The 25,936-nt window shown below is 58.4% G+C and carries 28 protein-coding genes; 15 read left to right on the plus strand and 13 right to left on the minus strand.

The window, feature by feature from the left end; translation table 11 throughout:
* Window positions 1-190 precede the first annotated feature (190 nt).
* The gene (locus tag HKX44_RS07200) at window positions 191-1,648 is read right to left on the minus strand and encodes a hypothetical protein (protein WP_276150594.1); all 1,458 of its coding nucleotides are present in this window, start codon (window positions 1,646-1,648) and stop codon (window positions 191-193) included.
* Between the two features lie 277 nt (window positions 1,649-1,925).
* Between HKX44_RS07200 and HKX44_RS07205 the strand changes: the two genes are divergently transcribed.
* Window positions 1,926-2,591, plus strand: a complete 666-nt coding sequence (locus tag HKX44_RS07205; protein ID WP_276150595.1) for a WecB/TagA/CpsF family glycosyltransferase — start codon at window positions 1,926-1,928, stop codon at window positions 2,589-2,591.
* Between the two features lie 31 nt (window positions 2,592-2,622).
* Here the strand turns inward: HKX44_RS07205 and HKX44_RS07210 are convergent, their stop codons facing one another.
* The 6 genes from HKX44_RS07210 to HKX44_RS07235 form a co-directional block, all read right to left on the minus strand.
* Entirely contained in the window at window positions 2,623-3,702 is a 1,080-nt protein-coding gene (locus HKX44_RS07210) for a glycosyltransferase family 2 protein (protein WP_276153199.1), read from the minus strand.
* Between the two features lie 47 nt (window positions 3,703-3,749).
* Window positions 3,750-4,784: a diguanylate cyclase gene (locus HKX44_RS07215; RefSeq protein WP_276150597.1), complete on the minus strand. Its 1,035-nt coding sequence runs from the start codon at window positions 4,782-4,784 to the stop codon at window positions 3,750-3,752.
* Window positions 4,781-5,371 carry a heme NO-binding domain-containing protein gene (locus HKX44_RS07220; RefSeq protein WP_276150598.1) on the minus strand — a complete coding sequence of 197 codons (591 nt, stop codon included), beginning with the start codon at window positions 5,369-5,371 and terminating at the stop codon, window positions 4,781-4,783. The genes HKX44_RS07215 and HKX44_RS07220 overlap by 4 nt, the downstream gene beginning before the upstream one ends.
* A gap of 115 nt (window positions 5,372-5,486) precedes the next feature.
* Window positions 5,487-7,049, minus strand: a complete 1,563-nt coding sequence (locus HKX44_RS07225) for a trimethylamine methyltransferase family protein (RefSeq protein WP_276150599.1) — start codon at window positions 7,047-7,049, stop codon at window positions 5,487-5,489.
* A gap of 96 nt (window positions 7,050-7,145) precedes the next feature.
* Window positions 7,146-7,844, minus strand: coding sequence for an HAD family hydrolase (locus HKX44_RS07230; protein ID WP_276150600.1), 699 nt, complete (start codon window positions 7,842-7,844; stop codon window positions 7,146-7,148).
* Window positions 7,841-8,125: a DUF3572 domain-containing protein gene (locus HKX44_RS07235; protein ID WP_276150601.1), complete on the minus strand. Its 285-nt coding sequence runs from the start codon at window positions 8,123-8,125 to the stop codon at window positions 7,841-7,843. Before HKX44_RS07235 ends, HKX44_RS07230 begins: the two co-directional genes overlap by 4 nt.
* Before the next feature lie 105 nt (window positions 8,126-8,230).
* Here HKX44_RS07235 and HKX44_RS07240 point away from each other — a divergent pair, with 105 nt between their 5' ends.
* On the plus strand, window positions 8,231-9,634 hold the full coding sequence (locus HKX44_RS07240; RefSeq protein WP_276150602.1) for a diguanylate cyclase: 1,404 nt from the start codon (window positions 8,231-8,233) through the stop codon (window positions 9,632-9,634).
* Window positions 9,635-10,002: 368 nt separating this feature from the next.
* Window positions 10,003-10,929: a DMT family transporter gene (locus HKX44_RS07245; RefSeq protein WP_276150603.1), complete on the plus strand. Its 927-nt coding sequence runs from the start codon at window positions 10,003-10,005 to the stop codon at window positions 10,927-10,929.
* Here HKX44_RS07245 and HKX44_RS07250 read toward each other — a convergent pair.
* The gene (locus tag HKX44_RS07250) at window positions 10,862-11,560 is read right to left on the minus strand and encodes a thiamine diphosphokinase (RefSeq protein ID WP_346348170.1); all 699 of its coding nucleotides are present in this window, start codon (window positions 11,558-11,560) and stop codon (window positions 10,862-10,864) included. The genes HKX44_RS07245 and HKX44_RS07250 overlap by 68 nt on opposite strands.
* Window positions 11,561-11,692: 132 nt before the next feature.
* Here HKX44_RS07250 and HKX44_RS07255 point away from each other — a divergent pair, with 132 nt between their 5' ends.
* Window positions 11,693-13,906, plus strand: coding sequence for a hypothetical protein (locus HKX44_RS07255; protein ID WP_276150604.1), 2,214 nt, complete (start codon window positions 11,693-11,695; stop codon window positions 13,904-13,906).
* Between the two features lie 63 nt (window positions 13,907-13,969).
* Here HKX44_RS07255 and HKX44_RS07260 read toward each other — a convergent pair whose 3' ends face one another.
* Window positions 13,970-14,212 carry a DUF2842 domain-containing protein gene (locus HKX44_RS07260; protein WP_276150605.1) on the minus strand — a complete coding sequence of 81 codons (243 nt, stop codon included), beginning with the start codon at window positions 14,210-14,212 and terminating at the stop codon, window positions 13,970-13,972.
* Window positions 14,213-14,224: 12 nt separating this feature from the next.
* Window positions 14,225-15,517, minus strand: coding sequence for an adenylosuccinate synthase (locus HKX44_RS07265; RefSeq protein ID WP_276150606.1), 1,293 nt, complete (start codon window positions 15,515-15,517; stop codon window positions 14,225-14,227).
* 288 nt (window positions 15,518-15,805) lie between these two features.
* Here HKX44_RS07265 and HKX44_RS07270 point away from each other — a divergent pair, with 288 nt between their 5' ends.
* The gene (locus tag HKX44_RS07270) at window positions 15,806-16,201 is read left to right on the plus strand and encodes a DUF6524 family protein (protein WP_276150607.1); all 396 of its coding nucleotides are present in this window, start codon (window positions 15,806-15,808) and stop codon (window positions 16,199-16,201) included.
* Between the two features lie 43 nt (window positions 16,202-16,244).
* On the opposite strand, the gene HKX44_RS07275 is transcribed toward HKX44_RS07270, so the two are convergent.
* From HKX44_RS07275 to nthA, 3 genes are read right to left on the minus strand one after another with little or no spacing between them, the layout of a single operon-like run.
* Complete coding sequence (locus tag HKX44_RS07275) at window positions 16,245-16,559, minus strand: nitrile hydratase accessory protein (protein WP_276150608.1); 315 nt, start codon at window positions 16,557-16,559, stop codon at window positions 16,245-16,247.
* The gene (nthB, locus tag HKX44_RS07280) at window positions 16,556-17,233 is read right to left on the minus strand and encodes a nitrile hydratase subunit beta (protein ID WP_276150609.1); all 678 of its coding nucleotides are present in this window, start codon (window positions 17,231-17,233) and stop codon (window positions 16,556-16,558) included. The genes HKX44_RS07275 and nthB overlap by 4 nt, the downstream gene beginning before the upstream one ends.
* Window positions 17,230-17,847: a nitrile hydratase subunit alpha gene (gene nthA, locus HKX44_RS07285; RefSeq protein WP_276150610.1), complete on the minus strand. Its 618-nt coding sequence runs from the start codon at window positions 17,845-17,847 to the stop codon at window positions 17,230-17,232. The genes nthB and nthA overlap by 4 nt, the downstream gene beginning before the upstream one ends.
* Window positions 17,848-18,023: 176 nt before the next feature.
* Here nthA and secG point away from each other — a divergent pair, with 176 nt between their 5' ends.
* The 10 genes from secG to HKX44_RS07335 all read left to right on the plus strand — a co-directional run bounded on the left by secG (window position 18,024) and on the right by HKX44_RS07335 (window position 25,886).
* Window positions 18,024-18,383 (plus strand): preprotein translocase subunit SecG, encoded by a 360-nt coding sequence (secG, locus tag HKX44_RS07290; protein WP_276150611.1) that lies wholly within the window; start codon window positions 18,024-18,026, stop codon window positions 18,381-18,383.
* Window positions 18,384-18,560: 177 nt separating this feature from the next.
* A complete protein-coding gene (locus HKX44_RS07295; RefSeq protein ID WP_276150612.1) occupies window positions 18,561-20,207 on the plus strand; it encodes a CTP synthase in 1,647 nt (548 codons plus the stop codon).
* 69 nt (window positions 20,208-20,276) lie between these two features.
* Window positions 20,277-21,053, plus strand: coding sequence for a 23S rRNA (adenine(2030)-N(6))-methyltransferase RlmJ (rlmJ, locus tag HKX44_RS07300; protein ID WP_276150613.1), 777 nt, complete (start codon window positions 20,277-20,279; stop codon window positions 21,051-21,053).
* Window positions 21,054-21,065: 12 nt separating this feature from the next.
* Window positions 21,066-21,359 (plus strand): DUF1330 domain-containing protein, encoded by a 294-nt coding sequence (locus tag HKX44_RS07305; protein ID WP_276150614.1) that lies wholly within the window; start codon window positions 21,066-21,068, stop codon window positions 21,357-21,359.
* Between the two features lie 326 nt (window positions 21,360-21,685).
* Window positions 21,686-22,336: a hypothetical protein gene (locus HKX44_RS07310; protein WP_276150615.1), complete on the plus strand. Its 651-nt coding sequence runs from the start codon at window positions 21,686-21,688 to the stop codon at window positions 22,334-22,336.
* A gap of 11 nt (window positions 22,337-22,347) precedes the next feature.
* Window positions 22,348-22,785: a TerB family tellurite resistance protein gene (locus tag HKX44_RS07315; RefSeq protein ID WP_276150616.1), complete on the plus strand. Its 438-nt coding sequence runs from the start codon at window positions 22,348-22,350 to the stop codon at window positions 22,783-22,785.
* 37 nt (window positions 22,786-22,822) lie between these two features.
* A complete protein-coding gene (locus HKX44_RS07320; protein ID WP_276150617.1) occupies window positions 22,823-23,263 on the plus strand; it encodes a TerB family tellurite resistance protein in 441 nt (146 codons plus the stop codon).
* 103 nt (window positions 23,264-23,366) lie between these two features.
* Window positions 23,367-24,143, plus strand: a complete 777-nt coding sequence (locus HKX44_RS07325; protein ID WP_276150618.1) for an amino acid ABC transporter ATP-binding protein — start codon at window positions 23,367-23,369, stop codon at window positions 24,141-24,143.
* 29 nt (window positions 24,144-24,172) lie between these two features.
* Window positions 24,173-24,910 (plus strand): transporter substrate-binding domain-containing protein, encoded by a 738-nt coding sequence (locus HKX44_RS07330; RefSeq protein ID WP_276150619.1) that lies wholly within the window; start codon window positions 24,173-24,175, stop codon window positions 24,908-24,910.
* Window positions 24,911-25,004: 94 nt separating this feature from the next.
* Complete coding sequence (locus HKX44_RS07335; RefSeq protein ID WP_276150620.1) at window positions 25,005-25,886, plus strand: ABC transporter permease subunit; 882 nt, start codon at window positions 25,005-25,007, stop codon at window positions 25,884-25,886.
* The last annotated feature ends 50 nt before the right edge of the window (window positions 25,887-25,936 follow it).

Genomic DNA, 25,936 nt, shown 5'->3' on the forward strand with positions numbered 1-25,936 from the left:
ATTTTTATGCCATTTTTCGCCATGCGCGGGGCATATCCGAGATCTTACACCAATCAGACGGCGGATATTGAGGGGAATACCACAACAATTCCTGCAATGCGGCGGGGTTTTTTTCCAAAACGGCAACAATAAGCCCCAGCATCCAAAGCCGGGCGTCCGGTTTTCCGCCTTAATGGGATTGCCCCCTCCCTTACAGAACGGTGCGTTTGCCCTCTATCGGATCATCCCCTTGCATCAGGACGCCTTCCAAGGCGAACTTTGGGGGACGCACCTTCTGGGGTCGGGTCTTTTCCGCATACCCCAGAATGGCACCCGCGGTCAGCCATGTCAGCGGCGTCAGTGTGGCGTTCAGCAACATATCCATCATCGTAATCCCAAGGATCAGACAAAGCGGTGCAATAAACGGGGACAGCCCAGCATCACCCTGGGCCCGCACATAGCGCCACATCAGGATCAGAGGCAGGGCAAGTAAACCGAATTCACACAGGTAGCCAAGCCAACCGAAAGTACCGAAAATAATGATCCATCGCCCATCAGGAATAGAGGTGATGACGCCAGTTTCAGGATCACGGATCAGGCTGCGGCCCCATCCACCCCACCCAAACAGCGGCTTTTCAGCAGCCCGTTCCAGCAATTGTTCCTCGTTAAAGAACCGATACCCCAGCGAATGCGCCCGGTCTGCGCTGATCGCCTCGGCTTGCGCCAGAATCGCATCAAGCGGCACCAGCTGAAGGTTGCGCAGCATCGGATAGGTGATGGCGACAAAGGCAAACAGGGCGGCGATCCTGATCTGCCAGCGGGTCGGCAGGAATAACACGATTGGCGTCAGCACCAGCCCATAGGCAAAAGAAGCCAGGCTTTTGCACAGGACCAGCAACACCGCGATATAGCCCATCACAAACAGGAACTTGCGCCGTTCTTCTGTTTGAGCCGTACGCAGAAAGGCGGCTGATGCCAACAGCCCCATACAAACAAACAGGGCCAGCCAGAGACTGTGCGGCAGGAACACAATCGGTCTGAACCCGCCCGCGCGCATGGTCTGGGCAAACGAATGCTGGAAGAACCCGTAAGTCCAGACGTTCATCTGCGGGCTAAGCCGGATTTCGATCAGCGAGGGAATAGAGTAGATTAAGGTGCCAACCATCAGCGCCAGCAGAATTTCACGCAGCCCGTCCTCAGAAGACAGGAACTGGCGCGCCAGCAGAAACGGCACCACGGTCAGCACCTGCGCAATCAACACAGAACCCACGTCGCGCAGCGACTGCCCCGGCAGGGCATCCACTTCGAACACGATCGGATCAGCGCCGCTCAGCACTTGAAAAATAATCGGATCGGTATTCGTCAACACCGTCGGAACGGCGCAAAGGATCAACCCCACCACCAACAACAACGCCGCCCGCGAGTCTGGTACCAGCCTGACTTTCTCACGCATCGCAAACACCATAATCAGCAAGACCGACAGGTTGGGGATCGAAACCTTATCCATGCTGGGTACCAACGGCAGGTCAAATTCCGTCAGCGGAGGCAGGAACAGATAGCCGCCCATAATCGACCAGATGAGGGCGCGTTCGACCTTCTGGGTGCGAAACAGCACAAGGCAAACTACCGGCCAGACAGCCAGCATCAAATGTGCAAGTCCGTTTCCCATGATCGCTTTGCTTTCTTGCCTCAGAGGTAAGGCGCAAATTAGCACTTGGCGCAGGGGCTGTCATCCCGCTAGGTTCAGCAACAGATTTGAACGACCCTAAACCACAGGACCTTAGTGTTTTGAAGTATATGATAAATTTGCCAACCCTCCGCATTTCCTGCGGCCAAACAGCAACAGCATCACGGCCCCCAGCGTTGTGAAATTTGGCAAGCCCCCCCATCAAGTCGAGGTCAATACAGCGACGAAACAAGCATTGTTTCAGGCCGTAAGAGATCGATTGACCACCCGTGACGGTTTTGCCCTTGCGACACTGAACCTTGACCATCTGACCAAATTGCCGGTCGATCCCGCGTTTCTGGCGGCTTACCACGCCCATGATCTTGTGGTTGCCGACGGAAGGCCCGTGGTCTGGCTGGCCAATATGGCTCAACAACCGCTTGAGCTGATGCCCGGCTCCGACATGATCCTGCCACTCTGTGCGCTCTGTGCTGAACTCGGCGTGCCCATCGCCTTGGTCGGCAGTTCTGACGCAGCCCTTGAAGGGGCAGCCGAGGCGCTGAAGGCAAGGGTTGCCGGGTTGAACGTAAGTTATACCCATGCCCCCCCTTACGGGTTTGATCCGGCGGGGGCGCAGGCTGATGCAATCTTTGACGATCTGACGGCCAGCGGTGCCGGCCTGTGTTTCATCGCCCTTGGCGCACCCAAACAAGAGCTTTTTGCCGCCCGGGGCCGTCAAAAGGCACCAACGGTCGGTTTTGCCTCGATCGGAGCCGGGCTGGACTTCCTCTCAGGTCATCAGGTGCGCGCCCCAAAAATCATGCGGGCACTGGCGCTTGAATGGCTCTGGCGGGCACTGCAAAGCCCCATGCGCATGGTGCCGCGTTATGCCAAATGTTTTGCAATCTTACCCGGACTGATGGTGCAGGCGTTGCGGCAACGCTGAAGCGCTGCGCGGAACAATCGTGCCTGACGTGTCAGATCTGCGCCTTTTCCAGATGGGCGGCATATCGGGACGAGCTGATGACGAAACCGGCACGGATAAGCAGCTCAATCCGGTTCCAGCGCCGTGCATCCAGCGAAAACAACGTAACATCAGGGGCTTGTTCCAAAACTGCCGCCCGCGCCGCATCCTCGCCATGGGCCAAATCACCCGACAAAAGTGACGCGGCATCCCGCGCCGCCGTATCGCCGGCAAATTTGTAATGCTTGATCACCCCGGTGATATCCGCACAGCGCACACCTGCAGACAAATGCGGATGCAGCCCCGGCATAACGCCTGGCCCGTTAAAGACCAGCGGATGTTTGGTCAGACAGCAGTTTTCGCCAAACACCTTGCCCCGCACCCCGCCAAAGATGAATTCCGGTGCCGGATCAGGTACTTCATTCCCCGACAGTAAAGCGGAAAACGGAATTTCAGTGCTGTGATAGTCAAAACGGTTCAGGCTGCTGATGTCAAAATAGGCAAATTCATCCAGCGCCTGCACATAGCTGAAGTTCGCCACAGCGGCCAACGGGGCCTTGGGGAACATTTCCAGCATTTGCGAAACCATCGCCATCGCGCCCTGCCCCTCAAGATAGGAAATCAGCCCGGCCAGCCCGATCCGCTCGCGGCCTTCGAATTCGAACACCTCGTCCATGTCTACATAAAGGCACCAGCGGTTCTGCCCGTAGGTCTGGGCTGGATAGGCGCGCAGCAAGTCTTCGTAGCCAGCCAGTGGCAAAACGCATTGATCTAGGATCACCCCCGGCTCGGATCGCAACCAGTCAATGGTATCATCCGTTGACCCGTTATCGATAAAAGCGAAATGTTTGATACCCAGCGCGCGGTAATAGTCAAAAAAGGCGTCCATATAATAGCTGCCATTGCGCACCAAGACGATGGCCAACACCTCATCTGCCGGAATCTCAGGTGTCTTGGGGCCATGTAAATGGCGCAGCGTCTTTTTGAACCGCGCAACGCGGCGGCGTTCGGCAGCGCGCTGCCACAGACGGCGCAGGATATGGGCGGGGCTTTTCATAGAGGTCTGATACGCCAGTGCGCGTGCGCGGTCCACTCTTGCCCTGCGCTTTCTGCCCCAAACCGGCATTCACGCGGCGCGTCTCAGGCCGGGCGCGGCGTCCGCACAGAGGGGGCACCGATGGCATTCGCCGCGTCCCGCAAATCAGGCGTATAAAGTGTTTGCGTCGCGCGGCCCGCATGTTTGGAAGCATAAAGCGCGACATCGGCATCCGACAATAGATCCTCCATCGTCGGGTTGTCACCGGGCTGTATCCAGACCGTCCCAATGCTGGCGGAAATCTTGCACTCGGTGCCCTCAAACGGGATGGGAACCTCCAATCGCTGGATAATCCGCCGCCCGACCCGCCTCAAAACCCCCTCGTCGCGCACATCCGGCAGGACGAGGGTGAACTCATCCCCGCCCACCCGTGCAACAAGGTCATGACTTCGGGTTTCATCCACCATAATCCGGGCCACATACTGCAACACGTGATCCCCCGCCGCATGGCCCAGCGTATCATTCACCGTCTTGAAGTAATCCAGATCAATATGCATGACGGCAAAGGAATTGCTGGTCGCCAGCAACCGCGTCAATACCGTATCCAATGCACGGCGATTTTTGAGGCCGGTTAGCGTGTCGGTATAGGCCTGTTCTTCAGCGGCAATCTTTGCCCCCTGTAACTTCGAATTCAAATTATATGAGGCCTCCATCGCGGCGGTTTTCGCCTCGATCAGATAGAGCATCTCAATGGCCAGATCCGTCGCAGCAAAATCCGCATTGGTCAGGGCAAAGTCGCGTACCCCGTCCAGTATGGATATCCCGAAACTCAGATTGACGATCATCGTCCCGCCACTGTCCACCGCCGGCACCAGCACCCCTTTCAACGCCGTATGCGGCGCATCGCGCAGTTTAAGTCGCAGCTTTTGCGGCTCTTTCGACACAAGGTCGGTCATAGAATGCAAAGCGCGCGGGCGCCTCACCTCAAAGACCTCAAGAAAACGCTTGCCGGTCAGCCCCTGCCCTTTGCGCATTTTGCGCAAGGTCGGCCCCGCATGCAAAATATGGCCCGAAGGGCCAAGTATCAGATGCATCGGACAAAGAACATCCAGCGCCGAGAAATCTTCGACAGGCCTCATGGCGCACCTGCCGTAAGGCTGAAGGCGCGGCCTTCGGCGAAATCGTTTTCGACCAATGTGATTGAGACCGTTTCCGTTCCCGCCGCCCGACCTTTGGAATGCTCAAGCAGGGCTAAAGCCCCGTAATCATCCGCCATCGCCCGCAATACCCCCATCATCACATGGCCATAACCCTTGATCGAGGCATCACAGATCAGGATGAAATGGCCATCGGCGCAGACCTGCAATTCGACCTTGGGCAGGATCAGGTCCGAGACAGCAAGGCGCACCCTGTCATCAAGATCGTCAAGTGAATGCATAAAATCCACGAAATCAACGCCACCAAAGCGCAACAGGCGGCGAACGGCCTCGAAACCGGGATGGCACACCAGAAACGCGCCGATATCTTCCATGATGTCACCGCGTGGCCGCCCCAGTACCTCTTGGGCAGATTGAAGCAGATCGGCGGTATAGGACCGCGTGTAGCGCAACATGCCCTCGAAATCTGAGAAATCCAGCCCGGCGTTATGTGTGATCTGTTCCCAGACCGGTCTGCCATAGGTGTGGCTGACATACTGCTGAATGCTGCGGTTGATTAGCCCGTGCATGTTGTTCTACTCCCTCGTGCCCCAGAGGGTTCTAGACCAAGCGGAGTTAAAATTTACCCAATATGCCTGATTTTAAGGACTTTCCTGTGGCAGTCACCATTGGCAATGCACCGTGTCAGAAATCGGTAGGAGCCCCCCCTTCTGATTTGCGACGCGCCACAAAATCGGCCAGCGCGTCACGGATCGCAATGTCCATCTCCGGTGACTCAAAGCTGGTGACAATTTCCTTGAACATGTGATGTGCCCGTTCTGCCGTCCAGACACCGCCTGCCACTTCCCAGCCCTCATAGTTCCGCCAATCCGACAGGAAAGGTTGATAGAACGCTGTGGTATATCGGTCCTGCGTATGCTGGATGCCAAAGAAATGCCCCTGATTGCCAACCGATTTGATCGCGTCCAGAGCAATCTCATCCGGCCCGGTCGCGCAAATCTCCGGCTGCATATAGCGCTGTATTTGTTGCAGAACCTCACAGTCCATAATGAACTTTTCAGGGCTCGCGATCAGCCCGCCTTCCAACCAGCCCGCCGCGTGATAAACCATATTTGTACCCGATTGCACCGCCGCCCACAGGGAATTTGATGTCTCCCACATCGCCTGCCCATCTGGCACATTGGCCGCACAAACGCCGGAAGAACGCAAAGGCAGGTCATAAAACCGCGCCATTTGCCCCGTCATCTGTGTCGCGCGCATATATTCAGGCGTGCCAAAGGCCGGGGCCCCTGATTTCATATCCACATTAGAGGTAAAGGTGCCAATCGCCACCGGACAGCCGGGGCGAATGATCTGGGCCAGCACCACGGCACAAAGTGCCTCGGCAAGTGATTGCGCCACAGCACCGGACATGGTTACCGGTGCCATCGCCCCCGCCAAAGTAAACGGTGTAACCACAAGACCCTGCCCGCGCCGCGCCATACGCATCCAGCCGTCCATCATCGGAAAGTCATGTTTCAACGGTGAAGTAGAGTTAATATTGGTGTACATATGCGGGCTAGCATCGAATTCCTCATGGGTCAGACCGCCAGCGATGCGCACCATCTCCATCACATCCTCAACCCGTTCCGCCCCCAGCGAATAGGCATGCATCACCTTGTCGGTCAGCGTCAGCTTGTCATACAGCACATCCAGATGGCGCACCGACGCATGGACATCGCAGGGTTCCACCGGATAGCCACCGGCGAAATGGATACAGTTAAAATACTGGGTCAGCTTTAACAAATCCCTGCATTGTGCGCGGGTGCCGGCCATCTTCTTGCCGATGGACATATCCCAATAGTTGGGCGGCGAGGATACGTTGCCAAACAACAGGTTGTTCCCGCCGACGGTTATCTGGCGCTTTGGATTGCGTGGCGTCAGGGTGAACTCGGACGGCGCCTTGCCGATCCATTCCATCACAAAATCACGCCCCATGCGGACGTTCTCCCCTTCGACCTTGCAGCCCGCCTTGCGCAGGATGTCCAGTGCTTCGGGGTTCAGGAATTCGATCCCGATCTCTTCGAGGATGCGCATAGCGCCGTCGTGAATGGCCGCAACCCCCTCAGGGCCCAGCGGTTCGACCGGGCGGTCAATGTTCACGGGCGGGTTCCAGGGCATCTGTTCAATAACCGAGGTGCCGCGCCGGTCTTTGGCCCCTGCCCGTCCGCCGCCGCGTGTCCTGCGTTTCGTAGGTCCATCGGTCATATTGTGTCCTCCTGAAGTTGTCTTCAGAAGGCCCCAAGGCCACGGTCACAGCCTTGCCGTTCGCGACGGTCTCTGTCGTTTTTGGGCGCTAAACCGTCAGCCTTGTGCCGCAATCCACCCTGGCAGGTGCCCAATGTCCGGCAGAACAACCTCCGCAAAGGGGGCCAGATCCGCATTCGAGGCAATCCCGGTAAGCACACCAACAGGGATCATCCCGGCGGCCCGGCCGGCATGAAGATCATGGGTACTGTCCCCCACCATGAGAACCTGCGCGGGATCAAGACCAGTATCAGCGGCAAAGGCCAGCAGTTGCCCCGGTGCCGGCTTGCCACCATGGCCGGAATCATAGCCCGCGATAAAATCGAACAAACCGCCGATTCCGGCTTGCTCCAGATGCGCCCGCGCTGGTTTTTCAGCATCATTGGTCGCCACGCCAAGGCATATGCCCGCGGCCCGCAACCCGCGCAGCAAGGGGTCAAGCGGCACGGCTTGAACCTGAGGAGCCTGTTCGGCCTCATCGTTCAATGCGACCATCAGTTCCTGCATCGTCAGATGCGGACAAAACGGATGCAGGGCCGCGCCCACCTCGCCTGCCGTGCTGGCGATAACCAGACTGTCCGCAGCGAAGGTTTCGCGCGCCATGTCAAAACCGATCACAGTGCCTATCTCAGCGGCTTTTGCCCGATCCCCCTTGGAAATCCGCATCAAAAATGCACTGGCCCAAGCCGCCCAAGTGGCGGAGAAATCAAAAAGCGTGCCGTCCTTGTCGAACACAATTCCGGTAATTTTTGTCATGTCCAGTTCACCTGTTCCCCACCTGGCAAGGCGGCGCGCGCCTGCATAATTCGATCATAAGCTATTGTATGTTCATCACAAAACCGGATGACCCATGCGTCATCCATCATCAGAAAATCCAACACAGCGCCCAGAAACAGCGGATCGGTAGCGCGCGCCCTGATGTCCGCCTCTGATATGCCTGTGCTGCCCAGAAACACCGACATCAGATCATCATTGCCCACCAACCAGCCCAAGACCTGCAAGCCAAGGGTTTCGGCGGATTCTTGCGTTTTTTGCATCGTGTCTTTCCGTTTTTAGAAGCTGTGGAAACGCTTTGTTAACCAATAGCGGCAAAAACTGCGCCATGAAATGTGAAACTCTTTTTACGTGGAAAGGCGGCTTGCGTGCAGGGAAAAATCCTCATTGTAGATGCGATCGCAACGAACCGTATCATCCTCAAGGTCAAGCTGCGCAAGGTGTATTATGACGTCAGCTATGCCACATCCATGCAAGAGGCGATTGCCGTTGTACGTGAGGAGCTGCCCGGTCTGGTGATTTCTGCCTTTTCCCTACCGGATGGCAGTGCAGCCGAGCTGTGCCACGTTCTGGCGACCGATCAGGCAACCGACCATATTCCGGTGATCGCCATTGGCCAGCAGGAAGATGCCGAAGCGCGCATGGCTGCGCTGGAGGTCGGCGTGCGTGATGTTTTCTCGCAACCTGTCGACGAAACCCTACTGATGGGCCGGGTGCGCAGCCTAATTCGGGCGCATAACACAACCGCCGAATGGCGCATGCGCGAAGATACGTGCCGCGCCCTTGGACTGGCAGAACCGGAAACCGGGTTCGAGGAACAATGCCGCTGTGTTCTCGTCAGCTCGGATACACCGCAGTTACAGAAGTTCGCCATGCATCTGCGCCCTGTGTTGCGGGCCAAACTGACCCTTTCCAGCGCCGCCACCCTGATGGCTGAGGTCACGTCAGACGCCCTGCCGGATGTATTCGTGCTGGTTCTGCCTGAAAATGCCAGCGCCGCAGTTGAAGATCTGCGGCTGATTTCGACGTTACGGGCCAATGCCAGCGCGCGACATACCGGCGTTATCGTCTTGCAGACCGCGCCCGATGCAGGCTTGGGCGCGCAGGCGCTTGATCTAGGGGCTGATGACCTGATGGCCCACGGGTTTGACGCCGCCGAACTGTCCCTGCGGATCAAAGCCGTGATGCGGCGGAAACGGATGGGTGAACAGCTGCGCGCCAGTGTGCGTACCGGATTGCAAGCCGCGGTGTTTGACCCGCTCACGGGGGTTTACAACCGCCGATACGCCATGCCCCACCTTGCGCGCATTTGCGAACATGCGGACAGGACCGGCAGAACCTTTGCGGTGATGTTGGCCGATCTGGATCATTTCAAACGGATCAATGACGTCTATGGCCACAGTTCCGGCGACGCGGTGCTGGTCGAGGTGGCAAACCGGTTGCGCCGCACCTTGCGAAGCTCTGATATGGTTGCGCGCGTCGGCGGCGAGGAGTTTCTGGTCATCATGCCCGCCGCGGATCTGGCGGAAGCGCGCAAAGCCGCCTTGCGTCTGTGCGGCGATATCTCGTCCACCCCTTTCATTGTGCCGGGCAGTGCGACGCCAATCGCCGTGACCGTCAGCATCGGCATGGCAATCGGCGGCGGAGATACCGGAGAACATGATCTCCAGACCAGCGATGGCCAAACTCTTCTGGAGGAAGCCGACAGTGCGCTTTACGCGGCCAAGGGACGCGGCCGCAATCAGGTGAATCTGGGACGACCCGCAGCCTGAGGGGAGGACCAGATGCTGTCGCCCAGCCAAGAACCGGCTCGGAGGAGACAACAAAGCCGCCCGACCGGTTGATCCTTATCGACAGTCGCAGACCAAGCAAGACGGGCCAAACACGCAGGCGATTCATTTCTGCTCGCGGCGTGTGCCGGATAACAGCGGATCTTCCAAATCCTATAGGCTGGCATCAGGGCGACAGAACCACCGCGCCCTCACCTGATCTGCTCCGCCATCACGCCAACCGCCCGCTTCCGTATTCGCCAGCCCAGCCTCTCCCGCATTGCCAGTCTTACCGGACAGCCGTATCCACCAAAACGGCCTCAAAACAACCACGCGTTGCAGAATCCCTCCGATTTCATTAGATTTTGCCCATGCCCCAAGACCGCCCCTTCATCGGCATCACCCTGATGCTCGGGTTTTGCCTGATCGCGCCTCTGGCGGATGCCATCGCCAAAATGCTGGGCACGTCGGTTGCCCTTGGGCAGGTCGTGATGATCCGTTTTGCCGTACAATTCCTGTTGCTGGCACCGCTGGTCTGGGTTTCCGGTCGGGCATGGCAGGTACACGGTGCCACCTTTTGGCTGGTTCTGCTGCGCACCGTCCTGCATATTCTGGGCATCACGACTATGTTCATCGCCCTAACCTATCTGCCGCTGGCCGACGCCGTCGCAATCGCATTTGTCATGCCCTTCTTCATGTTGATCCTTGGGAAATTCGTCCTGAACGAAGAAGTCGGTAAACGGCGGTTGGCCGCCTGCCTTGTCGGTTTTTTGGGCACGCTTCTGGTGATCCAGCCCAGCTTTGTCAGCGTCGGGTGGCCAGCGTTACTGCCCGTTGCCGTTGCGGCCATCTTCTCGCTGTTCATGCTCGTCACCCGCAAGATTGCCAAAGAAACCGATCCGATCAGCCTGCAAGCCGTCAGTGGCGCAATGGCGCTGATACTCATAGTCCCGGTTCTGGCGATCGGCAGTGCCCAGGATATTCCAACACTTCAGATCGCCGCCCCCACCAGCGGGCAATGGGCCATGCTGTTAGGTCTAGGGGGCTTAGGCACAGTCGCCCACCTCCTGATGACATGGTCGCTGCGCTTTGCGCCCTCTGCGACGCTGGCCCCAATGCAATACCTCGAAATCCCTTTTGCGACCTTGTTGGGCTTGCTGATTTTTGGCGAATTTCCCAACAGGTTGGCCTGCCTCGGTATCGCAATTACGATTGTTGCCGGTCTGTATGTTATTCTGCGCGAGCGGGCCATCGCGCGGTCGCTGTCTGCGAAAGAGCTGACAGAAGCTCGGGCATAAGGCGACGCGGCAGAATCAAGATCATGGCTGCGGTCTGCATTTGCAATGTTACCGGTCCTGTGGCCCGGTTTGATGTCCCGATCTGCGTCAAAGGGTCAAACGCCAAGCCCTGAATGGGCCACTCCAACCCCGTACTTTGCCCCGCGACCGCCGCCAGTGGAAACAACGAAACTACATCCCCTACCTGTGTCGGCAGGGAAATCGCAGGCGGCGCAAGGCAAACCACCTCCTCCCGCCCCAGCAGAACACAGGGCCGTTCACAGCGCGCGGCAAGGGTGTGAAAAGCGGCCAGCTGGTGGTCCACCCGCCCGCCCAGAAACCCGACACCCAGCACCACAGGCGTGGCAACCCTGCTCAGGGCCTTTTCGAAATCTGTGCTGTCCTGTTCGGCGATCCGGTGCTGACGGTGCGCCGGGACACCGGCCAGATCCCTGTCGGACACGGAGTCAAAATCACCGATCACGGCAGCTGGTGCGACATCGCAACGCAAGGCCAATGCCGCCCCGCCATCCACGGCGACACAAACCGGGGCCAGCGTTAACGCTTCTGCTAGGTCCTGCGGCGTAGCCTCTCCGCCACCAACAAGGGTAACAAGATCAGGACTGGAAACAATGGGGTCAAATATGGGCAATTACGCGCCTTCTCGGAAACTCATCACATTCTCGCCACAAAATGATACGCTACAGGGCACAGATTCGGGCCGCTTTGGTCTTGGACATCGTGGTAAACGGTAAATTAGAAAACCGCAGAGGACGAGCATCCGATGATGAATAATAACAAAATTCTTACGGTCTCCTATGGCACATTTTCGTGCACGCTGGAGGGATTCGACGATTCCTTTGGCACGATGAAGGCTATTGCAGAGTATTTTAGAGATCTCGCCGCCGATGACCGGTATTTTGGCGCGGAACCGCCACAGCCCGATGCGGATATGCTGGCACGCATTGCACAGAAAGAAGTGTCGCGCCGTGTTCAGGCCCGCGAACAAGATGGCAAAATAGTCCTCAGCGCCATCGAAGACCAAACCGTTGCCTCACAGCCGGCACCGATGCCAGCCACCGCCACAGCCGCCCTCGCCGATCCCGCCCCCTCGGCTGACGCGAAGGTCGAGGTCTCAACAGCCGCGCCCGCGGTAGATATGCCGGCACCAACCGTCACCATCGAGGAAAGCGCCCAAGATGCGGCATCCGTCGTGCCTGTTGCCGTCGACACATCCTCTGACATTGCAAAAATCGCGCCAGAAGAAATTAACGCGCCGGTGGCAGAGGTGGCTGAAACCGATTCAGCGGCACCGGAATTCGTCGAAGACGAAAACGACATTGTGCCCGGCCAACCCGACGCAGACGTCGAAGCCTTCTTTGCCGAAAGCAGCAAGGAAGCACAATTACCGCCGGAAGACGATGAACTGGCCGCCGACCTTGCCGATGAAACGCAGACTGCGCCGGTGGAAACAGTTTCCCCCGCCTCCGAAGCGCCGGCACCCGACAGCATTACAGCAAAGCTTCAGCGCATCCGCGCCGTGGTGGCACAGCATGAAGACGACGACGAGGAAGACGACGACTACCTTGAAGACGAACATGCTGAAGAAGAAGACACTGCCAATGACCTGTCAGCCGATGATGTGATTGCGGATGCCCGCACCGAGATCAAAGACGCGCTTGACGCCGATGACGCGGTCGAAACCGCAACCTCCGAAGCGCCGTCCCAAGCGGGCGACGAACAGGATGATGATGTCAGCGCGATCCTAAGCCGCCTGGAAAGCGCGGCAAGCGGCACCCCGGTTGCCGTCGCCAAAGCGGAATCCAAACCGTTGAAGGATGTCCCCCTTGCGGACACGCCGGCGCAACCAAGTGTCGAAGATACGGTCAGCAACCTGTTTGAAGACGAGGCCCCACTTGATACCGCGCCAGCCTCGTCCAGCGCAAAGGTCGCGGATGATACAGAAACGGCCAATGTCGCGGATGCAACCGATGCAACATCAGACAAAACCGCGCCCCGTGCCCGTGTGATCAAGGTAAAACGTGCCGATCTTGAAGCCGCTCTTGAGAAGGGTGAACTTGAGGAATACGGCGACGACGGTGACGAGCCCGAAGGCGCAAACAACCAGCCTGAAGAGGTCACGCCCCCGAAACTGGACGACCTCGCTCCGGCCCGCGGCAAAAAGCAAACTGCGCTTTCAGACGAGGATGCCGCCGATCTGGCCCGCGAACTGGCCGAGCTGGATGAGGAAAACACAAAGGCCCCCGCCGCAAAACAAGCTGGCGACCGTACCGAAGCGGCGCGCCATAGCCTGCCGGCGATTGACGACACCTCGGAAACAGACGTTAACCGCCTGTTGGCTGAGACCGACCATCAGATGGACCAGCCGGAAAGCACAATTCGGCGCGACGCCTTTGCCCACCTGCGCGCTGCCGTCGCCGCTAGAAAAGCCGATGTAGCCATGGGCGACACCGGAGATGCCGAAGATGGCGATGGTGCCTACCGTGAGGATCTGGCCGAAGTGGTGCGACCACGCCGCCCGACCAGCGCCGCCGCACGCACCGAACGCCCTGGCGACGCCCGCCCGGCACCGCTGAAACTGGTGGCAGAGCAACGTATTGATGTTCAAAAACCACCGGCCAACACAGGCCCGGTACGTCCCCGTCGCATTACCGCTGCCGCCGATGATGTGCCGCCAAACCCCAATGCAGAAAGCTTTTCCGACTTTGCCGCGGAAATGGGGGCCACAACCCTGCCCCAACTTTTGGAAGCCGCAGCAGCCTATATGTCATTCGTCGAAGGTCACGACCAGTTCTCGCGTCCGCAGCTGATGACCAAGGTACGCCAGGCCGGCGGCCCCGAAAGTTTCAGCCGCGAAGAGGGATTGCGCTCATTCGGTCAGTTGCTGCGCGCCGGTAAGATCGAAAAAATCAAAGGGGGCCGGTTCACAGTTTCCGACGACATCGGTTATCGCCCGGATGAACGTGCCGTCGGCTGACTGACACCAGCCATTGTTGTGTAACGAGTATCGGGGTCGCTTCAAACAAGCGGCCCCGTTTTCTTAATCCAAGCGACTGCTGTCGTCACTCTTCGCGTCCGGATCAGCCTGTCCGACCCCTTTAAAAATGCTCTTGAGCGGCAACACCCAGGCAACGCCAAGCCCCACATAGATAAGCAGCTCGACCAGCATCGAAGGCCGCTCGAACAAGGCGACGATGTTAAGGGCAACGATCACATAAAGCGGCATCGCCACCAGAAGGATCACCAGCGACCAACGCCTGCGTGCTTTGTAACTCAGTGCCACAGGTGCCTCCGATCAATCCGCAAAAGGATCTGTCACCAGAATCGTATCTTCGCGCTCCGGTGAGGTCGACAAAAGCGCCACCGGACAATCAATCAATTCCTCAACACGCCGCACATATTTAATCGCCTCGGCAGGCAAATCTGCCCAGCTGCGCGCGCCTTCGGTTGACTGGGACCAGCCCGGCATTTCCTCGTAAATCGGCGTGCAACGCGCCTGCTGATCCGCGGCAGTCGGCAGATACTCAAGCCGCTCCCCGTCCAGCTCGTAACCGGTACAGATTTTCAAAGTCTCGAAACCGTCAAGCACATCCAGCTTGGTGAAGGCAATCCCGTTCACCCCCGAGGTCGCACAGGTCTGGCGCACCAGCACCGCATCAAACCACCCACAGCGGCGCTTGCGGCCGGTGTTGGTGCCAAACTCATGGCCCCGCTCACCAAGGCGCTGACCGTCCGCATCGTCTAACTCGGCCGGAAACGGGCCTTCGCCAACCCGTGTGGTATAGGCTTTGACAATGCCCAACACGAAATCAATTGTGCCCGGCCCAACGCCCGTGCCCGTGGCCGCCTGTCCAGCGATCACATTGGACGAGGTCACAAAGGGATAGGTCCCGAAATCAATGTCCAGCAACGCGCCCTGCGCCCCCTCAAACAGGATCCGTTTGCCCGCTTTGCGCTTTTCATTCAGCACCTTCCAAACCGGTGCCGCATATTCCAGAATGCCCGGCGCAATCTCGCGAAGGGCGGCCAGCAAAGCGTCACGGTCAACCGGTTCCAATCCCAATCCGCGACGCAGGGCATCGTGATGTACAAGGGCACGGTCCACCCGCATCTCCAGTGTCGCGTCATCCGCAAGGTCCGCGACACGCACAGACCGGCGGCCCACCTTATCCTCATAGGCCGGCCCGATCCCGCGACCGGTTGTGCCAATCTTGGCGACGGAATTCTGCGCCTCGCGCGCGCGGTCCAACTCGCCATGAATTGGCAGGATCAGCGGTGTATTCTCTGCAATCATCAGGGTCTCGGGCGAAACTTCGACGCCCTGCGTGCGAATCTGCGCAATCTCTTTCATCAAGTGCCAAGGGTCCAGAACCACCCCGTTGCCAATCACCGACAACTTGCCACCCCGAACGATCCCCGACGGCAATGCGGCCAGTTTGAACACTTCGCCGTCAATCACCAAAGTATGACCCGCATTGTGCCCGCCCTGAAAGCGCGCGATCACATCGGCACGTTCCGACAGCCAGTCGACGATTTTGCCTTTTCCCTCGTCACCCCATTGGGCTCCGACAACAACGACATTGGCCATAATGTTCTTTCCTTTGCAGATATCCGCGCCCGTCATAGCGGCCACGCCGCGTCCGGGAAACCGCAAAACGCACCCTTTCCCCTCTTTTTGGCCTTATATACTGTCCGCACTCTCTGCCCGCACCGGCCGTAGACATTTACCACCTGCCCGCGCTATAGCATTTCGAACAACACTTGAATCACTTGCTCGCAGCCTGTCCCATTGGACCACCGCAAAAAGTGCTTGGTGATGCCTCAAGTTAAACCCGAAAAGCTTTAGGCATCCACAATCCGCAACAAGGACATCCACATGGGCTTTATTCTGCGCTGGCTCTGCGCCTTCCTCCTGCTGAGTGCGACCTTCAATCCGACGCCATACAACTATATCAGCTGGGTCCGCAGTTACGGCAATGCCAACCTGTCGATCGCCGTGCTGACAGGGCTTCTCTTGGGCATCGGCTATATCATCTACCTGCGCGCCACCCTGCGTTCGATCGGTGCCGCGGGCATGGTTCTGGTGATGGCCCTCGTCGGGGCCTGCCTCTGGGTGCTGTATGATTTGGGCGTGCTGCGCCTCGATGACCGCAACTTCAACCTCTGGCTTGGGCTCGGGGCGCTCAGCTTTGTATTGGGCATCGGCCTCAGCTGGAGCCATGTGCGCCGCATGCTTTCAGGGCAGGCCGATATGGATGATGTCGACGAATAAAGGGCGGCAAGCGGAGTGATTTGGCCATCGGCCAAAAGCGCCCTCAGACGTCCGCCAGCGTGACCGGCGCGCCATGTGGCGTGCTGAGATAGGCCGCTTCCCAAGCATCACGCAGGGCGGTGACCTCCGCAGGGGCGGCCATGCCGATCTCGGCCAGAAACCCTTCCAGCGTTTCCAGCCAAGCGGCAAAATAATCTTCACCGCCATTAAGTTCCCGCGCCAGACCGTGCTGCTTCAAGGTCGCGCCGAACCGCTCCGCCCAGGCAGCCCATTCAAAATGTCCCGCCTCGTTCAGATGAACGGTCAAGGCAAAAACCTGCGCGTGCCAAGGCGCTTGGAAAACCGGTTCCGGCTTCATTCGCCCCGCTCCAGATAGCTTTGCCACATGTCCACAACCACCTCATCCTGCGGGTGTTCGGGGTGCGCCCATAACGCGGAAGCCGCAAACCCCACCGCATAAAGCGGTTCCGGCGCTTCGCCGCCGCCATGGGCATTACTGTCGGGAAACACATGCGCCCCATGCAGGCGCAGAATCCGCCCCCGTGCCCCAGCCGCATAAGACGGCAAACGGGTGTGCCCGCCGCTGACCTGCGCATTTTGCGCAAATTTACGCGCAACAACCACATCCCCGGCGACAAAGGCCGGTGCCACATCTGACGGACGCTCGACGGGTCCGCCCTTGGCCAGAACACCGGCGACCCGATCCGCGCTTAACCGGCGCTCGGCCAGCGGGCTGGGCGCAGGGTCCGTCAGTCCTGCCAGTTCGTCGCGCGTGATAACCCCGGTCTGAACCAGAATATTCGCCAACCCGCCCAGCCATTTTTCATAATAGGAAAACCGCATGTAATCCTTGGGAGACAGGCATTCGCGGGCATGGCGCGACATGTCAATGTTGAAGGCCCCGACCGCCCCGGTGGCCACAGTCAGCGCCATGGCGCGCGGATGCCAGTCAGCGTGGAAAATCACCCCCTCCGCTTCAGGCTCAACCGGGCCATCGCCAAAACGCCCGCCCATATCATGCAGCCGGCTCATGGCTGGCCCGCCAGTCCGGTGCCGATCATGCTGTCACGGGTAACAAGGGCCATCAGCGCCGCCTCGTCCATGCCCTCTGTCCCCGCAGGACGCTTGGGGATCACCAGATAGCGCATCTCGGCCGTGCTGTCCCAGACCCGCACTGCCGTTTCATCCGGCAACACCACCCCAAAATCGGCCAGTACCTTGCGCGGTTCCCGTACCACCCGGGCGCGATAAGCATCGGATTTGTACCAGCCCGGCGGAATTCCCAACAGCGGCCATGGGTAACAGCTGCACAGGGTGCAGACGACCATGTTATGCACCGAATCTGTGTTCTCTACCGCGACCATGTGTTCGCCTTGGCGTCCGTAAAACCCCAGATCGGCCACAACTGCGGTCGCGTCCTCCAACAAGGCTGCGCGAAACGCCGGGTTGGACCATGCGCGCGCCACCACCAGCGCCCCGTTGCGCGGTCCGATCTTGTTTTCATAGGTATCTATGATCTCATCCAGAGCGGCCGGATCAATCAGGCCCTTCTTGGTCAACAGGGATTCCAATGCCTTGACCCGCAAAGCAGGATCAACAGGCAAAAGCGCGTGCGGGTCATCATGTGAAGCGTGATCATGTGGCATATGCGAAACCTGCCCCAGCTTTCACGGCTTGTCCATTTGCTTTCTTCGCGCGATTTATATTCTTCACGCCATTTACATTCTTCCCGAATGAGCCGCCTCAGACAGGCGTTCCTCCCTTGCCCCGCCGCGCAAAGATGAATAGATAGCCGCAAACGCCAACCGAAAGCAGCCCTACCATGGAAAATGTCGTTCTGATTATCCACCTATTGCTGGCCCTCGGCCTGATTGCCGTTGTGCTGATGCAACGATCCGAAGGCGGCGGCCTTGGCATGGGCGGCGGCGGCGGTGGGGCCGTTCCGGGACGTTCGGCGGCAACGGCACTGGGCAAACTGACATGGATCCTCGGGGCGGCCTTTCTGGTCACCTCAATCACCCTGACGATCATCGTGGCCCAGAAATCTTCCGGCGCTTCCGTGATTGACCGCCTGGGTGCCGCAGCGCCTGCCCCTGTGCAGAGCGACACATCGGTGCCTTCCGGTGATCTGCTGCTGCCCCCTGCGGACAGCGACGCGCCACTGGTTCCGGTTTCCGAATAACCACTTACATCTAAACCTTGAGGCCCAGCCATTTATTGCAACATGATGTTGCGGGCTGGCCTTGCTTTGGTGCGGCGAATCCTGTTATTCTTAAATCCCGTGATGGTGCGGCTTTGAGCCCATGCCACTTGCGGAGATTCCGCACAGTTTCAAAAATTCACGGGGGTCTTCGGGCACATGGCACGCTATATTTTCATCACCGGCGGTGTGGTTTCATCCCTTGGCAAAGGTCTGGCTTCGGCCGCTTTGGGGGCATTACTGCAAGCCCGCGGCTACTCTGTCCGGCTGCGCAAACTTGACCCCTATCTGAACGTCGATCCCGGCACGATGAGCCCGTTTGAACACGGCGAGGTTTTTGTTACCGACGATGGGGCCGAAACCGACCTTGATCTGGGCCACTACGAACGCTTTACCGGCGTTCCAGCACGGATGACCGATTCCGTTTCCTCCGGGCGGATCTACTCCACCGTGCTAGAGAAAGAACGGCGCGGCGATTATCTGGGTAAAACCATTCAGGTCGTCCCCCATGTTACCAATGAAATCAAAGACTTCCTTAAGGTTGGCGATGATGAAGTTGATTTCATGCTTTGCGAAATCGGCGGCACGGTTGGCGACATCGAGGGCCTGCCCTTCTTTGAAGCGATCCGCCAGTTTGCCCATGACAAGCCGCGCGGCCAATGCATCTTTATGCATCTGACACTGCTGCCCTATCTGGCGGCATCTGGAGAGTTGAAGACCAAACCGACCCAGCATTCGGTCAAGGAATTGCAAAGCATCGGTATTGCTCCGGATATTCTGGTCTGCCGGTCAGAACACCCGATCCCCGAGAAAGAACGCGAGAAAATCGCCCTGTTCTGTAACGTGCGTAAGGAACATGTGGTCGCCGCCTATGACCTGAGTTCGATTTATGAGGCCCCGTTGGCCTATCACGCACAGGGCCTGGATCAGGCGGTATTGGACGCCTTTGACATCTCTCCCGCCCCCAAGCCCGACCTGAGCGTCTGGCATGATGTCTACGACCGCGTTCACAACCCCGAAGGCGAAGTAAGGGTCGCGATTGTCGGCAAATACACGCAGCTGGAAGATGCCTATAAATCCATCGCCGAGGCCCTGACCCACGGCGGCATGGCCAACCGGGTTAAGGTCAAGGTCGAATGGGTCGACGCCGAAGTCTTTGACAGCAGCGAAGACGTCTCGAGCCACCTTGAGGGCTATCACGCGATCCTCGTTCCCGGTGGCTTTGGCGAGCGCGGCACGGAAGGCAAGATCAAGGCCGCACAATACGCCCGCGAACAGAAGGTGCCCTATCTTGGCATCTGCCTGGGAATGCAAATGGCGGTCATCGAAGCGGCCCGCAACGTGGCCGGCGTGAAAACCGCCGGCTCCGAAGAGTTCGATCATGAGGCCGGCAAAAAACGTTTTGAGCCAGTGGTCTATCACCTGAAGGAATGGGTACAGGGCAATCACAAGGTCGAACGCAAGGTCGGCGATGACAAAGGCGGCACCATGCGATTGGGTGCCTATGACGCAACCCTGACCGCCGGATCGCGCGTCGCCGAGGCCTATGGCACCACGACGATTGATGAACGCCACCGCCACCGCTACGAGGTCGATATCGCCTATAAGGATCAGTTGGAGAAAGCCGGTCTGGCATTTTCCGGCATGTCACCTGATGGCAAACTGCCCGAGATCGTCGAATGGCCGGATCATCCATGGTTCATCGGGGTCCAGTTTCACCCCGAGCTGAAATCAAAACCGTTTGATCCGCACCCGCTGTTCAAGGATTTCGTACGCGCGGCAAAAGACATGTCGCGTCTGGTGTAACGGCCCGAACCGTTTCAATGTACCCATCAGAACCCGCAAGGGTTCTGAACTTTTCGGCAAAGGTGACAGATGCTTTCATACCAACACATCTATCACGCCGGAAATCTGGCAGATGTCCATAAACACGGGCTGCTGGCGTGGATGCTGGACTACCTCACGCACAAAGACAAACCGCTGACCTATATTGAAACCCACGGCGGGCGGGCGATTTACGATTTGGCCGACGGGGCCGCGCGCAAGACCGGCGAGGCCGCGCAAGGCATCCAGAAAACCCGTCACTGGTTCGGTCCCCAGCACCCGTTTTCCCGCGTTTTGCAACAGACCGCGCAATCCGATGGGCCGGACAGCTATCCCGGCTCTCCGTTGATTGCGGCCAGCCTGCTGCGCGCCAGTGACAGCATCCATCTGGCCGAGTTACACCCGCAGGAACATGCGGCCCTGACCTTGGCCATGTCCCCCTATCCCGCGAAAATCCACCTGCGGGACGGATTTGACATGGCCCATGGGCTGACTCCGCCAACCCCGCGCCGCGGCATGATGCTGATTGATCCCAGCTATGAAATCAAAGACGACTACCTTGCCATCCCGCGCCATATCGCCAAATTTTCCCGCGCATGGAATGTCGGTATTATTGCGCTCTGGTACCCGATCCTGACCAACAAGGCGCATTTGCCGATGCTTAACGCTTTGATGATCGACCACCCACAGGCCCTGCGCCACGAGGTCCGGTTTCCGCCTGCGCGCCCCGGTCATGGGATGGTCGGATCAGGCATGTTCGTGATAAACCCACCCTATGGGATGGATGTCGAAGCCGGCAAACTCAGTCAGAAATTCAACACGCTTTAAGGGAGGCCCGACATGCCCAAAGGATACTGGATCGCCACGATGGACGTAAAAGACGCCGAGGTCTACGACACCTACCGCGCGGCCAATGCCAAACCGCTGGCGGATTTCGGTGCCCGGTTTGTGGTGCGGGGCGGCACACAGGTGCAGACCGAAGGCACCTGGCGGAGCCGCACCGTGGTCATCGAATTCGACAGCTATGCGGATGCCATCGCCTGTTATGAAAGCGAAGGCTACAAAGCCGCCAAGGACATCCGGCTGCCTGTTTCGGACAATAACATGGTGATTGTCGAAGGGTACGAAAACTAGGCGAGGCCCCCCAGTCTCAGGAAAAACCCCAAAATCCGCACGAACTGTGCTAGGATCTGTGGACATTCACTGCATGCCCTCAGCGCGAGACAGATTTTGCCTTGTGCGAAGTATTCCGCGCGAAGGCATGCCGGCATACGAAGTGCCAATACTGAAGAGCAGGGCAAAATCTGCCGCGCCGCTGTGCGGTTTCGCGCATTTTCGCCCGCACTTCGCTATTTGAGATTGAATTAACCCGTTAGTCCTGCGCTCAAATGCCGGCGCGAACGAAAATTCGACTGAAACTGAGGGTATGCAATGAGTGTCCAAAGGCCCTAAGATGGGGTATGAAACCTTTGGCAGCCCTGTTTCTGGCCTTTGCCCCCATCACCGCCTCCGCTTGCGGCGCTCCTGTCTGCCTTGTTGATCCCGACAGCCTGAGCCTGACGCGTGTCATCACGTTTGAAGGCGAACGCGCCGGCGGTGGACCGGGACACAAGATTGATGATGTTCTACCCTTACAGGGGGCGAAGTTCGGTGAACATTTCGCCGGCCAACATATCGCTGCCCGTGGCCCACATGACGAGGTTAAGGGACATGCCTTAGCGCCTTTGACCCTGATGGCAGGACTTGCGGGACAAAACCTATCCTTGGTGAACTTTCAGGGAAACAATGTCTTAAATGGTTATGGCCGCGCTGGTTTCCCGAAACGTGATGCACAGGGCGAAGGTGCCATAGCGGTACAGTTTGATCAGGATCAGTCTGCCCTCGCCTTTGATCTGCGCGGCGGCGAGGCCGGCACGGCGCTGGTGCATTTCTACCGCCGCGATGGCAGCCTGATCACCCCTGTTCCCGTCCAGCCCACCGGCGAATTCGCCGTGGCCTTTCTGCGCAGCGGCGGACATGCGGACATTGCCGGCCTTATCATCACAAATACTGACCCGCAGGGGTTGGCAATCGACACTTTACGCTTTGGAAAACCACCCGAGATGAGTTAACAGTTATTGTTATGTTTGATCGTCTTTTCCCCCGCCGCGCGCCGGAGCCGAAACCACTGCCCCAGCCCAACGCGCAACTGGCGCTTGGTGCCTTGCTGGTGCGGGTCGCTTTTGCAGATCGCAACTACCGCGCCACCGAGATCGGCCAGATCGACCGCATTCTGGCCCGCACGTTTGATATTGGCCCAATAGAGGCTGCAAAACTGCGCGCCACCGCCGAAGCGCTTGAACGGGACGCCCCCGAAACGCCGGAATTTGCGCGTATCCTGCGCGAAGAAGTCGACTATGCGCATCGGCTGGCATTGGGCGAGGCCATGTGGTCGGTTGCCTTGTCTGACGGGCACCGACATGAAAAGGAAGAAATCCAGCTTCTGGCGATCGAGACCGCGCTGGGTCTGACTGATCAAGATATTGAGGACCTGCACGAAAGAGCAATGCGTACGCTCTGACTTGGCCTTTTGATCTGACGCCCCTATATGAACCTCTATGTTTGGTGATTTCCTAAAACGGCTGACACAGCCTGACCCCGCCCCGCTGGCAGATGGTGATGCACGTCTAGCCCTTACCGCGCTTTTGGTGCGTGTCGCCCGGTCTGACAACGACTATGCCGACGCGGAAGCCCGCAGGATCGAAGAAATTGCCGCCGCACGTTATGGTCTGGACGCCGGACAGGCGCGGGATTTGCGCGCGCAGGGCGAGGCGCTGGAACGCGAGGCCCCTGACACCGTGCGCTTTACCCGTGCGATCAAAGATGCGGTTGCCTACGAGGATCGTCTGGCCGTAATCGAGGCCTTGTGGCAGGTGGTTCTGACAGACGGCGCGCGTTCAGACGAGGAAAACGCCCTGTTGCGCCTTGTGGCGAGCCTGCTGGGAGTGACTGACACCGACAGCCATACCGCCCGCCAACGCGTGGCACGCAACAGCTGAGCCGCTGACTTTGGGGCAGTTTTCTCCGTACGCTACCGAATCCATTGCAATCCGAAGCGTTTTACCCCCTTATTCCAAGTGGTAAACAGCAAGAGTACCCCGCGTGAGCACACCGCCCCCCGTGATCCAGATCGACGGCCTTCATAAGGCCTATGGTGCATTGGAAGTCTTAAAAGGCGTCAGCCTGTCTGCCCCGCGCGGACATGTGATTTCGCTGATTGGCTCCTCCGGATCAGGCAAATCCACTTTGCTGCGCTGTTGCAATCTGCTGGAAGACAGCCAGCAAGGCGAGATTTTGTTCAAGGGCGAGCCCCTGACTTGGAAGGGATCCGGCCACGAGCGCCGCCCCGCTGATGCGGCTCAGGTCTTGCGTATCCGCACCAACCTTTCCATGGTGTTTCAGCAGTTCAATCTGTGGGCACATATGACCATCCTGCAAAACGTCATGGAAGCGCCTCTGACCGTGTTGCACCGTGACCGCGCCGAGGTCGAGAAAGCCGCACGCGGGTATCTTGAAAAAGTCGGCATCGGCGATAAATGCGATGTCTTTCCAGCGCAGCTTTCTGGTGGCCAGCAACAGCGCGCGGCGATTGCACGCGCCCTGTGCATGGAGCCGGAAGCCCTGTTGTTCGATGAACCGACATCCGCACTCGATCCCGAACTGGAGCAGGAAGTTGTGAAAGTTATCAAGGATTTGGCTGCCGAAGGGCGCACCATGATCATTGTGACCCATGACATGAAACTGGCCGCAGATGTATCCGATCAGGTGATTTTTCTGCATCAGGGGCTGATTGAAGAACAAGGGGCACCGGACACATTGTTTGGCGCACCCAAATCAGAACGCTTGCGCGGGTTCCTTTCAGCGACCCTTGCAACGTAAACAATAAAATCAAAACGGGAGTATACCTCATGAAAAAGATCATCCTTTCAACTGCGGCACTTGCCTTGACCGCAAGTGTTGCGCTGGCAGACGGCCACGCCAAAACCATCCGCATGGGAACCGAGGGGGCCTACCCTCCCTATAACTTCCTCAACGACGCAGGCGAGGTTGACGGCTATGAGCGCGAACTGGGCGATGAAATGTGCAAACGTGCCGAGTTGACCTGCGAATGGGTCACAAACGAGTGGGACAGCATCATTCCAAACCTGACCTCGGGCAACTACGACACCATCATCGCCGGCATGTCGATTACCGACGAGCGCGAAGAAGTCATTGATTTCACACAAAACTATTTCCCACCTGCCGCTTCTGCCTATATGGCGAAGTCAGCGGATGCGGACTTGAAAGGCGGCGTAATCGCGGCGCAGACCAGCACGATTCAGGCCGGCTTTGTTGCGGAATCTGGCGCAACCCTGCTGGAGTTCGCGACGTATGACGACACGGTCGCGGCTGTCATGTCCGGCGAAGCAGATGCGGTGTTTGCTGACAAGGATGCCCTGGCCCCAACCGTCGAAGCATCCGGCGGCGAGTTGATGTTTGCAGGCGACGACGTCCCCTTGGGTGGCGGCATCGGCTTGGGTCTGCGCGAAAGCGACACCGAGCTGAAAGAGAAGTTCAACGTGGCCATCACGTCGATGAAAGAAGACGGCACCATCAACGCGGCCATTGTGAAATGGTTCGGCCCTGACGCCCGCGTTTTCGACTAAGCGATATTTGGGGCGGGCCCTGCGCCTGCCCCTCTTTTCCCTATGCATCTGATCCCCAGCCATCCCTCTCGGCGCGTACAGCAAGGCCTGTGCAATGTTTGAGTATTGTATTGACCCATCAAGCCTTCAAGGCTTGAAATGGCTGAGCTGTTACCTCACCACCGGCAAACATCTGGCGTTCTACTCTGCATTTGGAACCGTGTTGTTGCTGCTGGCCATCACCGCCCCTACCGCGCTGGCCTTTGGTTTTGGCGGCGCTATTGCGGCGCGGGCACGGTTTGCGCCCCTGCGCTGGTTTGGCAAAGGGTATATCGCCGTCGTGCGCGGTGTGCCCGATATCGCGTTCTTCCTGTTTTTTGTGATCGCGCTGGATCAGGGTCTGGAATACCTGCGTCACAAAGTGAAATGTCCTGACTGGGACGAGCCCCTGCGACAAGGCAGCGACTTTATTGTCTGTCAGGCGGCCAAGATGCCGCTGGGGAACGCCCCGCAATGGATTCACGAGGTCTATGGGTTTTCGCTGGCTGTTGTGACATTCGCCATCGTTTTCGGGGCTTTCGCTGCCAACGTGCTTTTCGGGGCGATGCGGGCCGTCCCCCGTGCCCAAATTGAAACCGCCGAAGCTTACGGCATGACACACCGTCAAACCTTCTGGCGTATCACTGTGCCGCAAATGTGGGTCTATGCCCTGCCCGGTTTGTCGAACCTCTGGATGGTTTTGATCAAAGCCACACCGCTGTTGTTCCTGCTGGGCGTTGAAGACATTGTCTATTGGGCGCGTGATTTGGGCAGCGCCAAGACGCCGCGCTTTACCGAGTATCCTCATGGCGACTGGCGGGTCTATTATTTTCTGGTGCTGTTGGTGTTCTACCTTGCCTTTACACGTGTGTCCGAAATCGTATTGGACCGCCTGATGAGCAAACTGACACGCGGACAAGCAACCACCGGCGGCGAAGCCCAAAGGAAAAACGCATGAGCTGCGTTGTGATCGACAACGGGATCAAATCCGCACGCTTATCACCGGCT

It is taken from the genome of Sulfitobacter sp. M05 (assembly GCF_029285175.1).
Taxonomy (GTDB): Bacteria; Pseudomonadota; Alphaproteobacteria; order Rhodobacterales; family Rhodobacteraceae; genus Sulfitobacter.